General features: G+C 43.8%; 15 protein-coding genes. 9 read left to right on the top strand and 6 right to left on the bottom strand.

What is annotated here, in order from left to right:
* Window positions 1-64: 64 nt before the first annotated feature.
* On the bottom strand, window positions 65-823 hold the full coding sequence (locus MTR11_RS04900) for a Nif3-like dinuclear metal center hexameric protein (RefSeq protein WP_104971392.1): 759 nt from the start codon (window positions 821-823) through the stop codon (window positions 65-67).
* 232 nt (window positions 824-1,055) lie between these two features.
* On the opposite strand from MTR11_RS04900, the gene MTR11_RS04895 reads away from it, so the two are divergent.
* Window positions 1,056-1,829, top strand: a complete 774-nt coding sequence (locus tag MTR11_RS04895) for a DUF1853 family protein (RefSeq protein ID WP_243327074.1) — start codon at window positions 1,056-1,058, stop codon at window positions 1,827-1,829.
* Window positions 1,830-1,891: 62 nt separating this feature from the next.
* On the opposite strand, the gene pgm is transcribed toward MTR11_RS04895, so the two are convergent.
* Window positions 1,892-3,538 (bottom strand): phosphoglucomutase (alpha-D-glucose-1,6-bisphosphate-dependent), encoded by a 1,647-nt coding sequence (gene pgm, locus MTR11_RS04890; RefSeq protein ID WP_134647996.1) that lies wholly within the window; start codon window positions 3,536-3,538, stop codon window positions 1,892-1,894.
* Window positions 3,539-3,630: 92 nt separating this feature from the next.
* A complete protein-coding gene (seqA, locus tag MTR11_RS04885; RefSeq protein WP_005393026.1) occupies window positions 3,631-4,173 on the bottom strand; it encodes a replication initiation negative regulator SeqA in 543 nt (180 codons plus the stop codon).
* A gap of 92 nt (window positions 4,174-4,265) precedes the next feature.
* Here seqA and MTR11_RS04880 point away from each other — a divergent pair, with 92 nt between their 5' ends.
* The 3 genes from MTR11_RS04880 to fldA all read left to right on the top strand — a co-directional run bounded on the left by MTR11_RS04880 (window position 4,266) and on the right by fldA (window position 5,949).
* Entirely contained in the window at window positions 4,266-5,033 is a 768-nt protein-coding gene (locus MTR11_RS04880; RefSeq protein ID WP_134647994.1) for an alpha/beta fold hydrolase, read from the top strand.
* A gap of 112 nt (window positions 5,034-5,145) precedes the next feature.
* Entirely contained in the window at window positions 5,146-5,367 is a 222-nt protein-coding gene (locus MTR11_RS04875; protein ID WP_005393038.1) for a DUF2788 domain-containing protein, read from the top strand.
* A 48-nt stretch (window positions 5,368-5,415) separates the two neighbouring features.
* Window positions 5,416-5,949, top strand: a complete 534-nt coding sequence (gene fldA, locus MTR11_RS04870) for a flavodoxin FldA (protein WP_005393040.1) — start codon at window positions 5,416-5,418, stop codon at window positions 5,947-5,949.
* 50 nt (window positions 5,950-5,999) lie between these two features.
* On the opposite strand, the gene MTR11_RS04865 is transcribed toward fldA, so the two are convergent.
* Window positions 6,000-6,503, bottom strand: a complete 504-nt coding sequence (locus MTR11_RS04865) for a DUF4442 domain-containing protein (protein WP_046874259.1) — start codon at window positions 6,501-6,503, stop codon at window positions 6,000-6,002.
* A 200-nt stretch (window positions 6,504-6,703) separates the two neighbouring features.
* Between MTR11_RS04865 and fcrX the strand changes: the two genes are divergently transcribed.
* On the top strand, window positions 6,704-7,153 hold the full coding sequence (gene fcrX, locus MTR11_RS04860) for a ferric iron uptake transcriptional regulator FcrX (RefSeq protein WP_005382141.1): 450 nt from the start codon (window positions 6,704-6,706) through the stop codon (window positions 7,151-7,153).
* 289 nt (window positions 7,154-7,442) lie between these two features.
* Here the strand turns inward: fcrX and glnS are convergent, their stop codons facing one another.
* Both glnS and nagE read right to left on the bottom strand, forming a co-directional pair.
* Complete coding sequence (gene glnS / locus MTR11_RS04855) at window positions 7,443-9,113, bottom strand: glutamine--tRNA ligase (protein ID WP_005393044.1); 1,671 nt, start codon at window positions 9,111-9,113, stop codon at window positions 7,443-7,445.
* A 235-nt stretch (window positions 9,114-9,348) separates the two neighbouring features.
* Entirely contained in the window at window positions 9,349-10,920 is a 1,572-nt protein-coding gene (gene nagE, locus MTR11_RS04850) for an N-acetylglucosamine-specific PTS transporter subunit IIBC (RefSeq protein ID WP_006742711.1), read from the bottom strand.
* 489 nt (window positions 10,921-11,409) lie between these two features.
* On the opposite strand from nagE, the gene nagA reads away from it, so the two are divergent.
* From nagA to asnB, 4 genes are all read left to right on the top strand, one after another.
* Window positions 11,410-12,546: an N-acetylglucosamine-6-phosphate deacetylase gene (gene nagA, locus MTR11_RS04845; RefSeq protein WP_047009534.1), complete on the top strand. Its 1,137-nt coding sequence runs from the start codon at window positions 11,410-11,412 to the stop codon at window positions 12,544-12,546.
* 2 nt (window positions 12,547-12,548) lie between these two features.
* Window positions 12,549-13,763, top strand: a complete 1,215-nt coding sequence (gene nagC / locus MTR11_RS04840; RefSeq protein WP_005393050.1) for a DNA-binding transcriptional regulator NagC — start codon at window positions 12,549-12,551, stop codon at window positions 13,761-13,763.
* A gap of 81 nt (window positions 13,764-13,844) precedes the next feature.
* Window positions 13,845-15,434, top strand: coding sequence for a cation:proton antiporter family protein (locus MTR11_RS04835; RefSeq protein WP_006742714.1), 1,590 nt, complete (start codon window positions 13,845-13,847; stop codon window positions 15,432-15,434).
* Window positions 15,435-15,664: 230 nt separating this feature from the next.
* Window positions 15,665-17,329 (top strand): asparagine synthase B, encoded by a 1,665-nt coding sequence (gene asnB, locus MTR11_RS04830; RefSeq protein WP_005393054.1) that lies wholly within the window; start codon window positions 15,665-15,667, stop codon window positions 17,327-17,329.
* Window positions 17,330-17,348: the final 19 nt, after the last annotated feature.

Here is a 17,348-nt window from a genome sequence, read left to right as displayed (position 1 = left end):
AAGGGTTGAGATTTTGTCTCAACCCTTTTTTCTTTTCAGCGTCTCACGTTATGAATAGCGAACACTAAACCGGATTATCAATATCGATAAACTCCACATGTAGGCCGTATTCATCCGCTAGCCATTTTCCTAAAGCCTGAACACCATAACGCTCAGTAGCATGATGACCTGCAGCAAAGTAATGAATGTCCATTTCACGAGCGGTATAAGTGGTACGCTCTGAAATTTCTCCAGAGATAAATGCATCCAGCCCGTGTTGTACAGCAAGTTCAATAAAATCCTGCCCTCCACCAGTGCACCAACCGACCGTCTCAATCATCTTATCGGTATTCTCTGGAGCAATATGCAGTGGTTGTCTATCAAGAGCTTGATTGATCTTGCTCGCAAACTCAGCACCAGACATCGGTTTTTTCAAGCGTCCAAACATGGCTACTGATTGAGGGTGTCCTTCAAGTCCACCTTCTACTTCGATTTCAAGTAAGCGAGCTAATTCTGCGTTGTTGCCTAGCTCTGGGTGAATATCCAGAGGAAGGTGATAACCATATAAGTTGATATCGTTTTTGATCAGACTACGAATTCGTTTACCTTTCATACCACGAATTGGCTCAGGTTCACCTTTCCAAAAATAACCGTGATGAACGAGTAATGCGTCTGCATTAAGCTCAATCGCTTTATCGATTAAGGCTTGAGAGGCAGTTACGCCAGTGATAATACGCTTTACGGCTGGCGTCCCTTCTACCTGTAACCCGTTTGGTGCGTAATCTTTAATTAACTGCGGTGACAGTTTGTCATTAAGAATCTGTTCTAGCTTTAAGTTATTCATTATTACTTCCAATTTCTAGCGCATGTAAACCTAAATAACCTCTCGATGAAATCAGACCGAGAGTGTGCAACCTAGTTGATACAACAACGTTTTGACATCTGGCACCTTGATATCATTTAGGTACTTAAAGTGTATCTCGAACCCTAATATCGATGCTAGCCACCCTACCCTCAAAAGCAAATTTAGTTACAATAACAAAGCTTGTCGCCTCACCATACATATAGGGATACGGATGAACCAACTGCAACGCTTTTACCAATGGATCGCCACTTCACCTCCTCTTTTCAAGTTACGCCCTCCGTTTACAACCTTAGAGGATCTTTCGGTAACGCCTTTAAATAACGCTGAGCAATACAATGGTAATCCAAGATTGGGCTTTTTATATCAGCACTTATGCACTGCAGTTCTCTCTAGTTCAGAACGATATCAGGTTATCGCGGAAGAGGTTCAGTTAAACGACATCGAAGGTAAGACTATTGGTGCTATCGACTTGATGTTGCGGAATACAGAATCAAATCAAATAGAACACTGGGAAGTAGCGATTAAGTTTTATCTTCTTTATAACGGCGTTTGGTATGGTCCGAATGCTCACGACCAGCTGCATACAAAACTGAATAGAATGCTTACTCATCAGTTGAAAATGAGCGATCGCCCGGAATTTCAAAAAATAATTCCGTTAAACGACGCTCCACAAGAACGTCTATTGATGCAAGGACGACTCTATATTAATCCGTTTACTCCAGAGCCAACTCCTAGCGAGTGCTTGGGTTATGAACTAAATCCAAGTCAGATTAGTGGTTACTGGTGCTACCAGAGCCAATGGGAGTTAATCGGTAAGCCACTTTATCATTTACACAAACCATGCTGGGCGATTGGTACGGACGATTTATCTCAACCCATTGAAAAGCCTTCAGACCGATTTGTACATGCACAAACGGAGGACGGTCAATTCTGGTTTGTGGTACCGGATTCCTGGCCCGGAAACAACTCAGTTCAGGAATATTAAAACGCAAAAGGGTTGATGCTTGCACATCAACCCTTTGTTTTCTAAATCGACTATTGAATGGTTTACAGGCCGGCAGCTGCAAACACTTGATTAACGATCTCTTGTGCTTCTGCTTCGATTTGTTTTAGGTGCTCTTCACCTTTGAAGCTTTCACAGTAAATCTTGTAGATGTCCTCTGTGCCTGATGGACGAGCAGCAAACCAGCCGTTGGCAGTCGTTACTTTTAGACCACCGATTGCAGCACCATTACCAGGCGCATGCGTGAGACGAGCCGTAATTGGATCACCCGCTAGTGTTTCAGCCGCGACCATTTCTGGTGACAACTTCTTCAGTACGTCTTTTTGAGGGCCATTCGCTACAGCTTGAATACGGTTGTATTTCGACTCACCGTGTTTCGCCGCTAGCTCTTCATAGTAGTCTTGTGGGTTCTTACCCGTTACCGCAGTGATCTCTGCCGCTAGAAGACATAACAAGATGCCGTCTTTGTCTGTTGACCATGGCGTACCATCTTTACGAAGAAAAGATGCCCCGGCACTTTCTTCACCACCAAAACCGAATTTACCAGTGTACAGACCATCAACAAACCATTTGAAGCCTACTGGTACTTCACATAGCTCACGACCTAGATCCGCCACAACACGGTCAATCAGTGCACTTGATACTAGTGTTTTACCAACCGCTACATCTTTACCCCATGCGTCACGATGGCGGTATAGGTAGTCGATACAAACGGCTAAGAAGTGATTCGGGTTCATCAAACCTTTTGGCGTAACGATACCGTGACGGTCGTAGTCAGGATCGTTACCAAATGCTAGATCGTACTCATCTTTCAATGCCAATAGACCCGCCATTGCGTATGGAGAAGAACAGTCCATACGAACCACACCGTCTTTATCGAGAGACATGAATTGGAAAGAAGGATCAATCGCTTCACTTACTAGCGTTAGGTCTAGGTTGTATGCCTGACCAATTTGACGCCAGTAATCGATGCCGCTGCCACCCAATGGATCTACACCAATCTTCAGGTTTGCTTTTTGGATTGCTTCCATATCGATAACGTTCACTAGGTCATCGATGTAGGGTTTAACCAAGTCCATCTCCACAAACAGATCCGATGCTTTTGCTTCTGCTAGTGGTAAGCGTTTAACACCTTGTAAACCTTCGGAAATCAGTGCGTTCGCACGATCTTCGATAGCTTGAGTCAACTCAGCTTCTGCTGGACCACCGTGAGTCGGATTGTATTTGATACCGCCGTCTTGTGGTGGGTTATGAGATGGTGTAATCACAATACCGTCTGCTTTTTCATCGTGCTTGATGTTGTAAGTCAGAATTGCGTGCGAGATACCTGGTGTTGGCGTGTAGCCGTTATCCTGCTGTACGATGACTTTTACGCCATTCGCAATCAAAACTTCAATCACGCTAGAAAATGCAGGTTCAGACAAAGCATGCGTGTCTTTACCGACAAACAAAGGACCTGTGGTCCCTTGCTGGGCACGAACTTCTGCAACCGCTTGAGCAATAGCCAAAATGTGGTTTTCGTTAAATGTATGCTTATCAGCGGTACCACGGTGACCTGATGTGCCGAATTGAACCTTGTGATCGGAGTTCTTAGCATCAGGTTGAAGCAAGAAGTAATTGGCAACGAGTGCCGGAATATTATGAAGATCTTCCTGCTGCGCTTTTTGCCCAGCACGAGGGTGCATAGCCATGTTTGACATCCTTTCTTTAAATACAAATAAAATTAAAAAAGCCTCATAATATCCGCTCACTGCGACACATTATGAGGCTTCTATCAGGTTTCTTAGATTGAACCTGTTACTTTTTCTATTAAGTCAGGTTGGTACCCCATGTGTGTCATCACTTGTTCAACCATCTGTCTTTTACGACTGGTATTGTTGTTCGTGATAACCCAAAACGGTGTGCCAGGAATGGCTTTTGGCTTGGTCGTGTTGCCATTTGCCAACAAGGTTTCTTCATTATCTGCAAAGTACACGCGTTTGCGCCCCTTTACATTCGTAGCCTGCGCGAAACCTTCTGGATTTAATTTATGTAAGGTCGATAGTACTAACATAAAGCGATCAATCGCTTTTTTTAGACCGGCAAACTCATCAGAAATAAGCAGCGAACGCATTTCTTTCACTACATCAACAGATTCCGTTTTACCCGCATCTTTACTTACTACAATCCCTTGTGGCTTCTCTACTACAGGCGCGGCTTCAGCTTCCTGCAACTGACCATCAAGGTTTAAAAGGCGTCGCAAAATATCCGAGGCGCTTTCACCGATATGCTTAGTTTGGCTAGCAATGTAACGGTATAGATCCTCATCAACCTCAATTGTTTTCATTCGCTTTTCACATTCTCAATGTTTAAACTCTGGGGGATTATAACGAGATCCTCTCGGATACTCCACGTTAAACCCATCACGAATAAGATAAAATGTCAGCATTACTCAACTATAAGCAGGAAGGCCAAGGCCAAACAGTTGTTTTGATTCACGGATTGTTTGGTAGTTTAAGTAATCTGGGTCTACTAGCCCGCGATCTTATTAAAGATCACACGGTGATCAGTATTGATCTGAGAAATCACGGCCTCTCTTTTCACTCAAACATTCATAATTACGCCGACATGGCAAAAGATGTGGCACAACTCCTACAACACTTAAATGTAGATCCATCTATTATTATTGGGCATTCAATGGGTGGAAAGGTCGCGATGACACTGGTGGACATTGCTCCAGAGCTCGTCAAACAGTTGGTTGTACTCGACATGGCACCTGTCGCCTACACAGCAAACCGTCACGACAATGTGTTTAACGGTTTACACGCAGTAATTAACGAAAAGCCAGCAAGCCGTCAACAAGCGATGGATATCCTAGCTCAACATGTTGAGATCGACGGTGTAAGACAATTTCTCTCTAAGTCACTATACAAAAATGGCGATAAAATGGACTGGCGGTTTAACGTACCGAGCCTTTATGAGAATTACGCACAAATTATCGGCTGGCAGGAAATTGCCCCAACAGACATACCCACTCTGTTTGTTAAAGGTGGTGATTCCGATTACTTAATGCCAGAGCACCAACCTGCGGTGCAAAAACAGTTCAAACAAGCAAAAGCACATATTATCGCTAATACTGGCCACTGGCTTCACGCCGAAAAACCGGCTGAAGTAATGAGAGTCATTCGGAAATACATTTCGAGTTAACAAATTCGAAAAGCAACAATAGATTATTGAAATAACCCTTCTTGTAGTGCATTAACTTTACCGTTTAACAGTGGTATAGTGCGCCCAAGATTTTTCGGCATGAAGGGCTAAAATGCTTTACGACTATATGGATATGCTCGAGTCTATTGGGCTCGATCTTCTTTTTGCTGCTATCTTCTTTTTCATCGGGATGGCAATAAAAGATGTGCTAAAGCAAGGCAATGTACCTGTTTTTGGTCGTCGTATTGTGTGGTTAGTCCTTTTCCTAGGCTGTGCTGGCTTTATTGCAAAAGGTGTAATTCAGCTAACTTGGGAAGGCTCTGGGTTAGGTTAAACCCTTAGTACCATCGCCAATAACAAACAATGTAAAGGTATAGACTCTATGGCAAGTGTAGGTATCTTCTTCGGTAGCGACACAGGTAATACTGAAGCCGTTGCAAAGATGATTCAAAAGCAACTAGGTAAGCATCTAGTTCACGTTCAAGACATCGCGAAAAGCAGCAAAGAAGACATTGATAACTTCGATCTTCTTCTTCTAGGTATCCCAACTTGGTACTACGGCGAAGCGCAATGTGATTGGGATGATTTCTTCCCTGAACTTGAGCAAATCGACTTCTCTACTAAGCTAGTGGCTATCTTTGGCTGTGGCGACCAAGAGGACTACGCAGAGTACTTCTGTGACGCGATGGGCACAGTACGTGATATCGTTGAGTCTAAAGGTGGCACAATTCTTGGCCATACTTCAACAGAAGGCTACGAATTTGAAGCGTCTAAAGCACTTGTTGAAGGTGACGACAGCCAATTCGTAGGTCTATGTATCGATGAAGACCGTCAACCGGAACTGACTGACGAACGTGTTGAGAACTGGGTTAAACAGATTTACGAAGAAATGTGTTTAGCTGAGCTTGAAGGCTAAATAAATCGAATTATACAAAGACCTCCGATTGGAGGTCTTTTTGTATATTTTCACAAAGCATCGGTGAGCACTTCCTCTTCACGATACTGAGGTTTCTTTCTTACATAAAGTTTGCGTTGAACCTCTGAAACCACGTTCCCCTGTTTATCTTTTACATGGGTAATAAATTCAGGAAAACACTTTTCTCCATTCCGTGTCATTTGATAAATGTTTTCTAGCATTCCTTCAGTGACCTCGAATTCTGCAAATAAATCACTTTGCCCTGGCTTAATAAAGTTAATACTCGCCTCTTTATCCCACACGTAATACTCCTCGCGTAGAATCCCCATCAGCATCAACGAGTAAATGGGATCAGTTAAAGAGAAAATACTGCCACCATACTGAGTACGATTGGCGTTTTTATTCCACCAGCGAAGTTTCAAACGCACCTTGACGGTACGAAAGTCTTCAGAAATATGTAAGATTTTAATACCAGCGCCCCAAAAAGGTGGCCAAATATTGAGTGCTAATTTTACAATTCCTGGTTTGTATATCTTCGCAAGTCGCTTATTCATCGCAGTCCGTGCCCTCTCCAAGCTCAATGTTACATAATTGTAACTGGTCAGATCTGTAATATAATCGACCTATTTCTAATTTACAAAAAGATTCTATTAACCCTTTGAAGTTCGTGGTTTAATGTTCTGAGCGCTTATCCTATAATGGTAGGAAGATTGAATTCTGTTAAATCGCTGCAGATGATCCAACGGGAAAGTATATGTCAGATAATAATCAGGCGCTGAAGGATGCGGGTTTAAAAGTAACCCTTCCAAGGCTAAAAATTCTAGAAGTACTTCAGCAGCCAGACTGCCAGCACATCAGTGCTGAAGATTTGTACAAAAAGTTGATTGATCTAGGTGAAGAGATTGGCCTAGCAACTGTTTACCGAGTTCTAAACCAATTCGATGATGCTGGTATTGTAACTCGTCACCACTTTGAAGGTGGTAAGTCAGTCTTCGAATTATCGACTCAACATCACCACGACCATCTAGTGTGCCTAGACTGTGGTGAGGTAATTGAATTTTCTGACGATCTTATTGAAGAACGTCAAAAAGAGATTGCAGCTAAGTACAATGTCACGCTAACAAACCACAGCTTATACTTGTACGGCAAGTGCAGTGATGGTGGTTGTAAAGACAATCCAGATGCACACAAACCAAAAAAATAACGGTTTGTTGATTTAAAATAAACGTCAGCTCATGCTGGCGTTTTTTGTTTCTGAGGGCGATATCTTTCAATAGCTGAATTGCCGTACCAACTTTTGTAAAGCGTCGATTAGACTTACCAATTCAAACCTTAATAAACATCATTGTTTTGCTTCCAAACCGAACATTTATCAAACGTCCCTCGTTCTTAAGCAACTCCCTACATTACCTATAACCGCCGCATTACGATAATGAGAATAAAAAAATGCCAGCATTTGCTGGCATTTTTATCGGTTTTTGCATTAATCGAGATTATTGGTTCTCAATTTTTGCCCAAGTATCACGTAGGCCAACCGTGCGGTTGAATACTAGTTTATCTGCTGAAGAATCTTTCGAGTCTGCGCAGAAGTAACCCATACGCTCAAACTGGTAGCCTTTTTCTGCTTCTGCTGACGCTAAGCTAGGCTCTACAAAACCATTGATCACAACTAATGATTCAGGGTTGATTGTAGAAGCAAAGTCTTCTGCTGCACCCGGGTTTGGAACCGTAAATAGACGATCGTACAGACGGATTTCCGCTGGTAATGCTTTATCAGCTGAGACCCAATGAATCACACCTTTTACTTTACGGCCATCAGCCGGGTTCTTACCTAGTGTGTCTGCATCGTAAGAACAGAAGATAGTCGTGATGTTGCCTTCGGCATCTTTTTCAACGCGCTCTGCTTTGATCACGTAAGCACCACGTAAGCGAACTTCTTTACCTAGCACTAAACGCTTGTACTTTTTGTTCGCCTCTTCACGGAAGTCTTCACGCTCAATCCACAACTCACGAGTGAATGGTACTTCACGCACACCCATCTCTGGTTTGTTTGGGTGATTAGCGACCGTCAAGTTTTCTACTGCACCTTCTTCAAAGTTTTCGATAACAACTTTAACAGGATCCAACACAGCCATTGCACGCGGAGCGTTCTCGTTTAGGTCATCACGAATACAAGATTCTAGTGAGCTAAACTCGATCATATTTTCTTGCTTCGTTACACCAATACGCTTACAGAACTCACGGATAGATGCTGGCGTGAAGCCTCGACGACGCAGACCTGAGACTGTTGGCATACGTGGGTCATCCCAACCGTTAACCAGTTTTTCAGTGACGAGTTGATTAAGCTTACGCTTAGACATCACTGTGTATTCAAGGTTTAAGCGACTAAACTCGTACTGATGTGGACGGCTTTCGATCGTGATGTTGTCCAGAACCCAGTCGTACAGACGACGGTTATCCATAAACTCAAGCGTACAGATAGAGTGTGTAATGCCTTCTAATGCATCAGAGATACAGTGCGTGAAGTCGTACATTGGGTAAATGCACCACTTATCACCAGTTTGGTGGTGCGTAGCAAAACGCACACGGTATAAAACTGGATCGCGCATAACCATGAATGAAGAACCCATGTCAATCTTGGCACGAAGACACGCTTTACCTTCTTCAAATTCACCAGCGCGCATTTTTTCAAATAACGCTAAGTTCTCTTCAACAGAACGGTCACGGTATGGGCTTGGTTTACCTGGCGCCTTTAGCGTGCCACGGTATTCACGAATCTGCTCTGGACTTAGCTCATCTACGTACGCTAAGCCTTTGTTAATCAATTCAATTGCATATTCGTAAAGCTTATCGAAGTAGTTTGATGAGTAACATACTTCACCACTCCACTCAAAGCCCAACCAGTTTACATCTTTCTTGATAGACTCAACGTATTCGATGTCTTCTTTTTCAGGGTTCGTATCGTCGAAACGTAGATTACATTGACCCTGGTAGTCCTGAGCAATACCGAAGTTCAAACAGATAGACTTAGCATGACCGATATGCAGGTAGCCATTTGGCTCCGGCGGGAATCGAGTATGCACGCTAGTGTGTTTACCATCCGCTAGATCTTTATCAATGATCTGGCGAATAAAGTTTGATGGACGAGCATCAGCTTCACTCATCTATAGCACCTCAAAAATATTAGTATTGTCAGAGAAAACGGAACTCTGCATCCAAGTATGGTTTTGCAGAGTACATTGTTTCTAATGATCCACAATTCTAAGCAATTAGACAACAAGAACTCGCGCTAAAACGACAATATTTATCGAGTTAGTGCGAAAGCACAGCAGATTCAAAGTGCCAAAACAAAAAAAGACCTCCCGAGGGAGGTCTTAGTCAGATATCAGTTCGATGTAATTAAGGCAGTTTTACATTCGATAGGTCTTCATTAGCACCGATTGCTTTCATTTCGCCAGCAACGATTTCAGCTAGAGGACCAAGGATAACTTGAAGGTTGTTTTCACCAAGTTTAACCACACCTTTCGCACCCAATTTCTTCAGTACTTCCTCATCAGCGACTGAACGATCTTTTAGCGTTAAGCGTAGTCGAGTGATACATGCGTCGATTGAAGTTAGGTTGTCATGACCGCCAAGTGCTTTTAAGTATTGGCGAGCTAGGTCACCACTTTTCTTCTCACCAGCAGGCGCTGCAGCTTCGCTGTCGTCATCTTCACGACCAGGCGATTTCAAGTTGAATGCGCGGATTGCGAAGCTGAATGTGAAGAAGTATAGAGCACCAAAGCCAAGACCAACTGCACCAAGTAGTAGCGGTTTAGTTGCTAGACCGTAGTTCAACAAGTAGTCAATTAGACCAGCTGAGAATGTGAAGCCGTGTAGCGTACCAAGCATGTTAGCAACAACTAGCGACAGACCAGTGAACACTGCGTGAATCGCGTATAGTGCAGGCGCTAGGAATACGAACATGAACTCTAGAGGCTCTGTGATACCAGTTAGGAATGAACAGAATGCAACAGAGAACAATGCACCACCAACTTGGCTACGTTTCTCAGCAGGAGCCGCTAGGTACATTGCAAGCGCCGCACCAGGTAGGCCGAACATCATTACTGGGAAGAAACCGTTCATGAACACACCAGCGCTCTTATCGCCGCCGAAGAAACGGTGTAGGTCACCAGATTTAACTGTTTCAGTTACTTCCTTCACTGTTGCAGTGATTTCAGGAGTGACAGAGTTAGCGAATTCAAATGTATGAGTTTGACCAGCCACAAGCGTTTTCGCTAGCGCAGGATCAACACACAGTTGTTGTAGAGCAGGAAGCGCTTGACCCGCAGCATTTGCACCAGTTACTAGCACTTCTTGACAAGACCCCATACCAAACCAGAAGAATGAGTTAAGTACGTGGTGTAGACCTACAGGAATAAGGGCTCGGTTCAGTGTACCGTAGATAAACTGACCAATAGCGCCAGAAGTTGAGATGCCATGAGCAAGCGCATCTAGACCACCTTGAATTGTTGGCCATACAATGCCACCAACTGCACCAGCAACTAAAGCGAATAGACCTGCCATAATCGGCACTAAACGTTTACCAGAGAAGAAAGCAAGCCACTCAGGAAGACGTGTAGCATGGAAAGCGTTGTAAGAGTGGCCAGCAATAATACCTGCGATGATACCACCAAAGAACGACATGTTTACTGATGCATCAATTGTTGACGCTGTCGCTGTCAGTACAAAGTACGCAACTGCACCAGCAAGGCCAGCTGCACCTTGACCATCTTTAGATAGACCGATCGCAATACCAAGGCCAAATAACAATGGAAGGTTAGAAAAGATTGAGTTACCTGCTTGTGCCATAAATGCGATGTCAAAAACATCCGGCTGGCCCAAGCGCAGTAACAAGCCTGCGATTGGCAAAGTCGCAATAGGAAGCATAAGAGCTTTACCTAACTTCTGCGCGTATCCGAGAATATTCACCTTAAGTTCCCCCTATAGGATTAGATGTTATGTTGAATGACTTATTTCAGTCGTCCAATTTAGTCATCCTCAGTTTATGACATTAATTTTGCCCCGCAAATTAAAAGCTCACCGTTTGTGATCATAATCACCACAATTTGCCCTTTCGGAAGGTTTTTGCTAGCGAGATCATAAAACTTATTTTATTATACGAAAAAATGGCGTTTTAAAGATAATATTCTCGCACTTTATGCAAGGCAGAATCAGTGTTATTTTGGTATCTAGGCGGGTAAATCACTGTAACTTTGCTCTGAAAAAGAATCATAAAAAACCATACAATTATTACTTTTCAGTTAGTTACTATGACAATAACATCGATAAAACGCGACTTGCTGTATGTGACTCGTTATCTAATTCAGTGATACAAACTAAGTACCCATATGACTAAAGCAGTCTCCACTTAGGTAACGATATAGAAATTGAATTCTCATCTATAAGGACTAGCTGACTATGTACGCGCTAAGTAACTGTAAAATTTATACCGGTAGTGATGTTCTTACCGATCATGCGGTCATCATCGAAAACGACCTTATTCAATCTATTGTGCCGGTTGCAGAGCTACCTCAGGGCATCGAAGTGAAAGACCTCGCAGGCGCAAACCTAAGTCCGGGCTTTATCGACCTGCAACTGAATGGCTGTGGCGGTGTAATGCTAAACGATGCAATCACACCGGAAACCATGCAAATCATGCACGAAGCAAACCTCAAGTCCGGCTGTACTAGCTTCTTACCAACGCTCATTACTTCATCAGACGAAGATATGCGAACTGCAATTTCTGCCGCTCGTGAATATCATAACCAATATCAAAACCAATCACTTGGCCTACACCTAGAAGGCCCTTATCTTAACGTCGCGAAAAAAGGTATCCACAACGTCGATTTTATTCGCCCGTCAGATGAAAGCATGATTGATCTTATCTGCGCAAACGCCGATATCATCGCTAAAGTAACGCTTGCACCAGAGCAAAACGATCCAGAGCATATTGCACGATTAAAAGCAGCCGGCATCGTAGTTTCTATTGGTCATACAAATGCGACCTACGCCGAAGCGCGTAAAGGCTTTGAAGCAGGTATTACTTTTGCCACACACCTATTTAATGCGATGACACCAATGGTTGGTCGTGAACCTGGAGTTGTTGGTGCAATTTACGATACTCCTGACGTTTATGCTGGCATTATTGCTGATGGTTTCCACGTAGACTACGCAAACATCCGAATTGCTCATAAAATCAAAGGTGAAAAGCTTGTTTTGGTGACGGATGCCACAGCTCCAGCAGGTGCTAACATTGATCACTTTATTTTTGTCGGTAAGAAAGTATATTACCGAGATGGTAAGTGTGTTGATGAAAACGGCACACTAGGCGGCTCAGCTTTGACAATGATAGAAGCAGTTCAGAATTCAGTTGAGCACGCGGGGATCGCTTTAGACGAAGCTCTACGAATGGCCACGTTATACCCAGCAACTGCAATTGGTGTTGAGGATCGCCTTGGCCGAGTTCGAAAAGGGATGGTTGCAAACCTGACCATTTTCGATCGTGACTTCAAAGTAAAAGCGACGGTTGTTAACGGACAATACGAGCAAAATTAAGCATGAATGGCGGACAGATTGGTAATGTAGATTTAGTAAAACAGCTTAACAGCGCTGCGGTATATAGGCTGATTGATCAGCAAGGTCCTATCTCCCGTATTCAAGTCGCAGATGTGAGCCAGCTCGCACCTGCTAGTGTTACCAAAATAACCCGCCAACTTTTAGAGCGCGGCCTTATTAAAGAGGTCGCCCAGCAAGCTTCAACTGGTGGTCGTCGTGCAATCTCTCTGACCACCGAAGTCAAACCCTTCCACTCTATTGCGGTTCGTTTAGGTCGAGATTACGTACAATTTTGTTTGTACGATTTAGGTGGCACTGCACTTGCGGAAGATCAACACGAACTGCATTACACCAACCAAGCTGACTTGATCGCTGGGCTTATCGATTTACTTAAAGAATTCGTAAACCGTTGCGAAGACAAAATTGATCAGCTCATCGCAATTGGTATTACGCTACCGGGCCTTGTAAACCCAACAACAGGCGTAGTTGAGTACATGCCGAATACCGATATCGATAATCTGGCGCTGGGTGAAATTGTTGGAGAGAAGTTTAATACCGCATGCTTTGTTGGGAATGACGTACGTGGCATGGCGTTAGCGGAGCACTACTTTGGGGCAAGCCAAGACTGTCAGGACTCCATTTTAGTTAGCGTTCACCGCGGTACTGGCGCAGGTATTATCGTTAACGGCCAGGTTTTTCTTGGCTTTAACCGCAACGTCGGTGAAATTGGTCATATTCAAATCGATCCGCTTGGTGAACAGTGCCAATGTGGGAACTTTGGTTGCTTAGAAACCGTAGCAGCGAACCCAGCCATTATCCAACGAGTAAAACAACTGATTGCTCAAGGCTATGAGTCAAGCTTGACTGACCTTGAAAACATCACGATTGAAGCTGTGTGTCAGCATGCAATGGATGGTGACGAACTTGCAAAGCAAAGTTTAGTGCGAGTGGGTAACCAGTTAGGTAAAGCGATTGCAATTACCGTTAACTTGTTTAACCCTCAGAAAATTGTCATTGCGGGCGACATTACTGCCGCACAAGACATTGTCTTCCCTGCAATTCAACGTAATGTCGAAAATCAATCTCTCAAAACTTTCCATAACGACCTTCCTATCGTGGCTTCACACATTGATAAGCAGCCAACGATGGGTGCATTTGCGATGATTAAACGCGCAATGCTAAACGGAGTTTTGTTACAAAAGTTACTTGAAGACTAAGTTTATACAACTAATTGAGTTACAATCTCGGGCTGTGTTTTCACAGCCCGTTTTTGTATATCAGGAATACAGCTCAACAGTATGGAAATTATTCTAATTACAACAGCTTTTTTAGCTGGCTTTATTGCGCTTAAATGTAGCCTCCCTCCCCTCGTTGGTTTTCTACTGGCAGGATTTGGTTTGCATGCATTTGGCTATCAAAGCAATGACGTTATCGTCACTCTTGCAGATCTTGGTGTCACTCTTCTTCTATTCACGATCGGACTCAAGCTTGATGTCAAAACGCTACTGTCCAAAGAAATATGGGGAGGAGCGACCGCCCACAACATACTGTCTACCGCTTTTTTTGCACTAGCGCTATCAGGTTTAAAACTACTGGGCTTAACTTCGCTCGCCAGTATGGATAGCGGTCAAATCCTACTTTTAGCTTTTGCACTATCGTTCTCCAGTACCGTTTTTGCCGTAAAAGCATTGCAAGAAAAAGGGGAAATGAACGCGACCTACGGCACACTCGCGATCGGTATCTTGGTTATGCAAGATATTTTTGCCGTGGTATTCCTGACTGCTTCAACCGGCAAAGTCCCAGAATGGTATGCCATTGGTTTGTTCGCATTGCCTTTCCTTCGTCCACTATTCTATAAACTGTTAGATAAAGTTGGCCACGGCGAAATGCTGGTGCTGTTCGGTATTTTCTTCGCGCTTGTTGTTGGGGCAGGGCTATTCGAACTGGTCGGAATGAAACCAGACTTGGGCGCGCTGATTTTAGGCATGCTACTCGCTGGCCACCCTAAAGCTTCAGAGCTATCCAAATCGCTATTCAATATGAAGGAGCTGTTCTTAGTCTGCTTCTTTTTAAACATTGGCTTGTCCGCTTCATTGAGCGTCAATGGCGTCGTACTCGCCCTACTATTTATCTTACTGCTGCCAATAAAAGGGCTCTTGTACTTCGTCACGATTAATCACTTTAAGTTTCGAGTACGTACCTCTTTGCTCGCCTCTTTATCGCTGTTCAACTACAGTGAGTTTGGCCTTATAGTCGCAGGGTTGGCTTACAAAATGGGCTGGATGCCAAGCGATATGCTCGCTGCGATTGCGGTTGCGGTGTCTGTGTCCTTTATTATTTCTGCGCCACTTAACCGCCTTAGCCACAAAATTTATCAACACTCCGGCAAGTGGCTGCAAGAAACAGCCGCAGAAAAGCTTAACCAGCGTGACCAACTCATTAACCCTGGGCATGCCCAGGTATTGATCTTAGGCATGGGCCGCATCGGGACAGGGGCCTATGATGAATTACGTGCGCGCTATGGCAAAATTTCACTAGGCATAGAAATTCGTGAAGATGCAGCACATCAGCACCGTTCAGAGGGAAGAAACGTGATCGCTGGCGATGCCACAGACCCAGATTTTTGGGAACGAATTTTAGATACAGGTCATGTCAAACTGGTGCTGCTTGCCATGCCTCATCATCAAGGTAACCAAACCGCACTTGAGCAGCTTAAACGCAGAAAATATAAAGGGCAAATAGCTGCTATCGCCGAGTACCCAGATCAGTTGGAAGGTTTGCTGGAAAGCGGAGTTGACGCCGCATTCAATATATACAGTGAAGCAGGTAGTGGTTTTGCTCGACATGTGTGTAAACAACTTGAACCTCAGTTCACACCAATAAAATAAGCAACCATACTAATATTTTTTAAAAGCCTTTCTATCAATAGAAAGGCTTTTTTGTATGGTTTTTATACCAAACCTTGATTCCATTCACCAAACCAGCCATTAAATTAAATAATATTTACACAACAAGGCTTTTTATCATTTTTATAATCACAAAACGTTGCTTTTTTTACTAGTAATGGCAAATTGAAGCCATACCGATTAGAAATTATTTAGTTTAGTAAGGATGTAGTATGTGTTCAGTATTTGGCATTTTAGACATTAAAAGCGATGCAGCCGCATTGCGCCCTATCGCATTAGAAATGTCGAAAAAACTTCGTCATCGTGGCCCTGACTGGTCTGGGATTTACTCTTCAGAGCGCGCTATTTTAGCGCATGAACGCTTGGCGATTGTTGGTCTAAATAGTGGTGCACAACCGCTATACAGCCCTGATAAAAAGCTCATCCTTGCAGTCAATGGTGAAATCTACAACCATAAAGAAATTCGTGCTCGTTACGAAGGAAAATACGAGTTTCAAACCGATTCAGACTGTGAAGTCATTCTTGCACTGTACCAAGATATGGGTGCAGATCTCCTTGAAGAACTAAACGGTATTTTCGCTTTTGTTCTGTACGATGAAGAAAAAGACGAATACTTAGTCGGTCGCGATCACATTGGCATTATCCCTCTTTATCAAGGTCATGATGAGCATGGCAACTACTATGTTGCATCAGAGATGAAGGCACTTGTTCCAGTATGTAAAACAGTGAGCGAGTTCCCTCCTGGTAGCTACTACAGCTCAAAAGATGCCGAGCCAACGCGTTACTATGTTCGTGACTGGAACGAATACGCTGCCGTTCAAGGTAACACCACCAGCAAAGAAGAACTGACTGAAGCGCTAGAAGCGGCTGTTAAACGCCAACTAATGACTGACGTGCCTTACGGTGTACTTCTTTCAGGTGGTCTAGATTCTTCTATTACATCTGCGGTAGCAAAACGCTTTGCAGCGATGCGTATTGAAGATGATGAAAAGTCTGAAGCTTGGTGGCCACAACTGCACTCTTTTGCTGTGGGTCTAGAAGGTGCACCAGATTTAAAAGCAGCTCGAGAAGTTGCCGACCAAATCGGTACCGTTCACCATGAAATGACTTATACAATTCAAGAAGGTCTCGACGCGATTCGCGACGTGATTTACCACATCGAAACGTACGATGTGACCACCATCCGCGCATCAACACCTATGTTCTTAATGGGTCGCAAGATCAAAGCGATGGGCATTAAGATGGTACTTTCTGGTGAAGGTGCAGATGAGATCTTTGGTGGTTACCTATATTTCCACAAAGCACCAAACGCGAAAGAGTTCCACGAAGAAACAGTACGTAAGCTGCTTGCTCTGAACATGTTTGACTGCGCGCGCGCAAACAAATCGCTAGCGGCATGGGGGGTTGAAGGCCGAGTACCGTTCCTTGATAAAGAGTTTATTGATGTTGCAATGCGCCTAAACCCAGCAGATAAGATGTGTGGCAACGGCAAAATGGAAAAACACATTCTACGCGAGTGTTTTGAGCATTACTTGCCAGAGTCGATCGCATGGCGTCAAAAAGAACAGTTCTCTGATGGTGTAGGTTACAGCTGGATTGATACGTTGAAAGAAGTCGCAGAGCAAAAAGTGACGGATCAGCAGATGGAAACGGCTCAATACCGATTCCCATACAACACGCCAACCACAAAAGAAGGTTACGTGTACCGAGAAATCTTTGAAGAGCTATTCCCACTACCTTCAGCGGCTGAGTGTGTGCCAGGTGGTCCTTCAGTAGCTTGTTCATCAGCGAAAGCGATTGAATGGGATGAGTCATTCCAAAACTGTGTAGACCCGTCAGGTCGTGCGGTGCAAACCGTCCATAACGACGCTTACTAAGCGACTAAGTAGAGTGTCA

Source organism: Vibrio sp. CCB-PB317, from assembly GCF_022808245.1.
Lineage (GTDB): Bacteria > Pseudomonadota > Gammaproteobacteria > Enterobacterales > Vibrionaceae > Vibrio > Vibrio diabolicus.
The sequence above is the reverse complement of the archived record's forward strand: the minus strand, read 5'-3'. Positions and strand labels throughout refer to the sequence as shown.

Bases quoted from the DNA above. Each gene is read 5' to 3' on its own strand.
- fcrX (WP_005382141.1), top strand. From the start codon at position 6,704: ATGTCAGATAATAATCAGGCGCTGAAGGATGCGGGTTTAAAAGTAACC.
- nagC (WP_005393050.1), top strand. From the start codon at position 12,549: ATGAATGGCGGACAGATTGGTAATGTAGATTTAGTAAAACAGCTTAAC.
- MTR11_RS04895 (WP_243327074.1), top strand. From the start codon at position 1,056: ATGAACCAACTGCAACGCTTTTACCAATGGATCGCCACTTCACCTCCT.
- MTR11_RS04880 (WP_134647994.1), top strand. From the start codon at position 4,266: ATGTCAGCATTACTCAACTATAAGCAGGAAGGCCAAGGCCAAACAGTT.
- seqA (WP_005393026.1), bottom strand. From the start codon at position 4,173: ATGAAAACAATTGAGGTTGATGAGGATCTATACCGTTACATTGCTAGC.
- MTR11_RS04835 (WP_006742714.1), top strand. From the start codon at position 13,845: ATGGAAATTATTCTAATTACAACAGCTTTTTTAGCTGGCTTTATTGCG.
- asnB (WP_005393054.1), top strand. From the start codon at position 15,665: ATGTGTTCAGTATTTGGCATTTTAGACATTAAAAGCGATGCAGCCGCA.
- MTR11_RS04900 (WP_104971392.1), bottom strand. From the start codon at position 823: ATGAATAACTTAAAGCTAGAACAGATTCTTAATGACAAACTGTCACCG.
- nagA (WP_047009534.1), top strand. From the start codon at position 11,410: ATGTACGCGCTAAGTAACTGTAAAATTTATACCGGTAGTGATGTTCTT.
- fldA (WP_005393040.1), top strand. From the start codon at position 5,416: ATGGCAAGTGTAGGTATCTTCTTCGGTAGCGACACAGGTAATACTGAA.
- glnS (WP_005393044.1), bottom strand. From the start codon at position 9,113: ATGAGTGAAGCTGATGCTCGTCCATCAAACTTTATTCGCCAGATCATT.
- pgm (WP_134647996.1), bottom strand. From the start codon at position 3,538: ATGGCTATGCACCCTCGTGCTGGGCAAAAAGCGCAGCAGGAAGATCTT.
- MTR11_RS04865 (WP_046874259.1), bottom strand. From the start codon at position 6,503: ATGAATAAGCGACTTGCGAAGATATACAAACCAGGAATTGTAAAATTA.
- MTR11_RS04875 (WP_005393038.1), top strand. From the start codon at position 5,146: ATGCTTTACGACTATATGGATATGCTCGAGTCTATTGGGCTCGATCTT.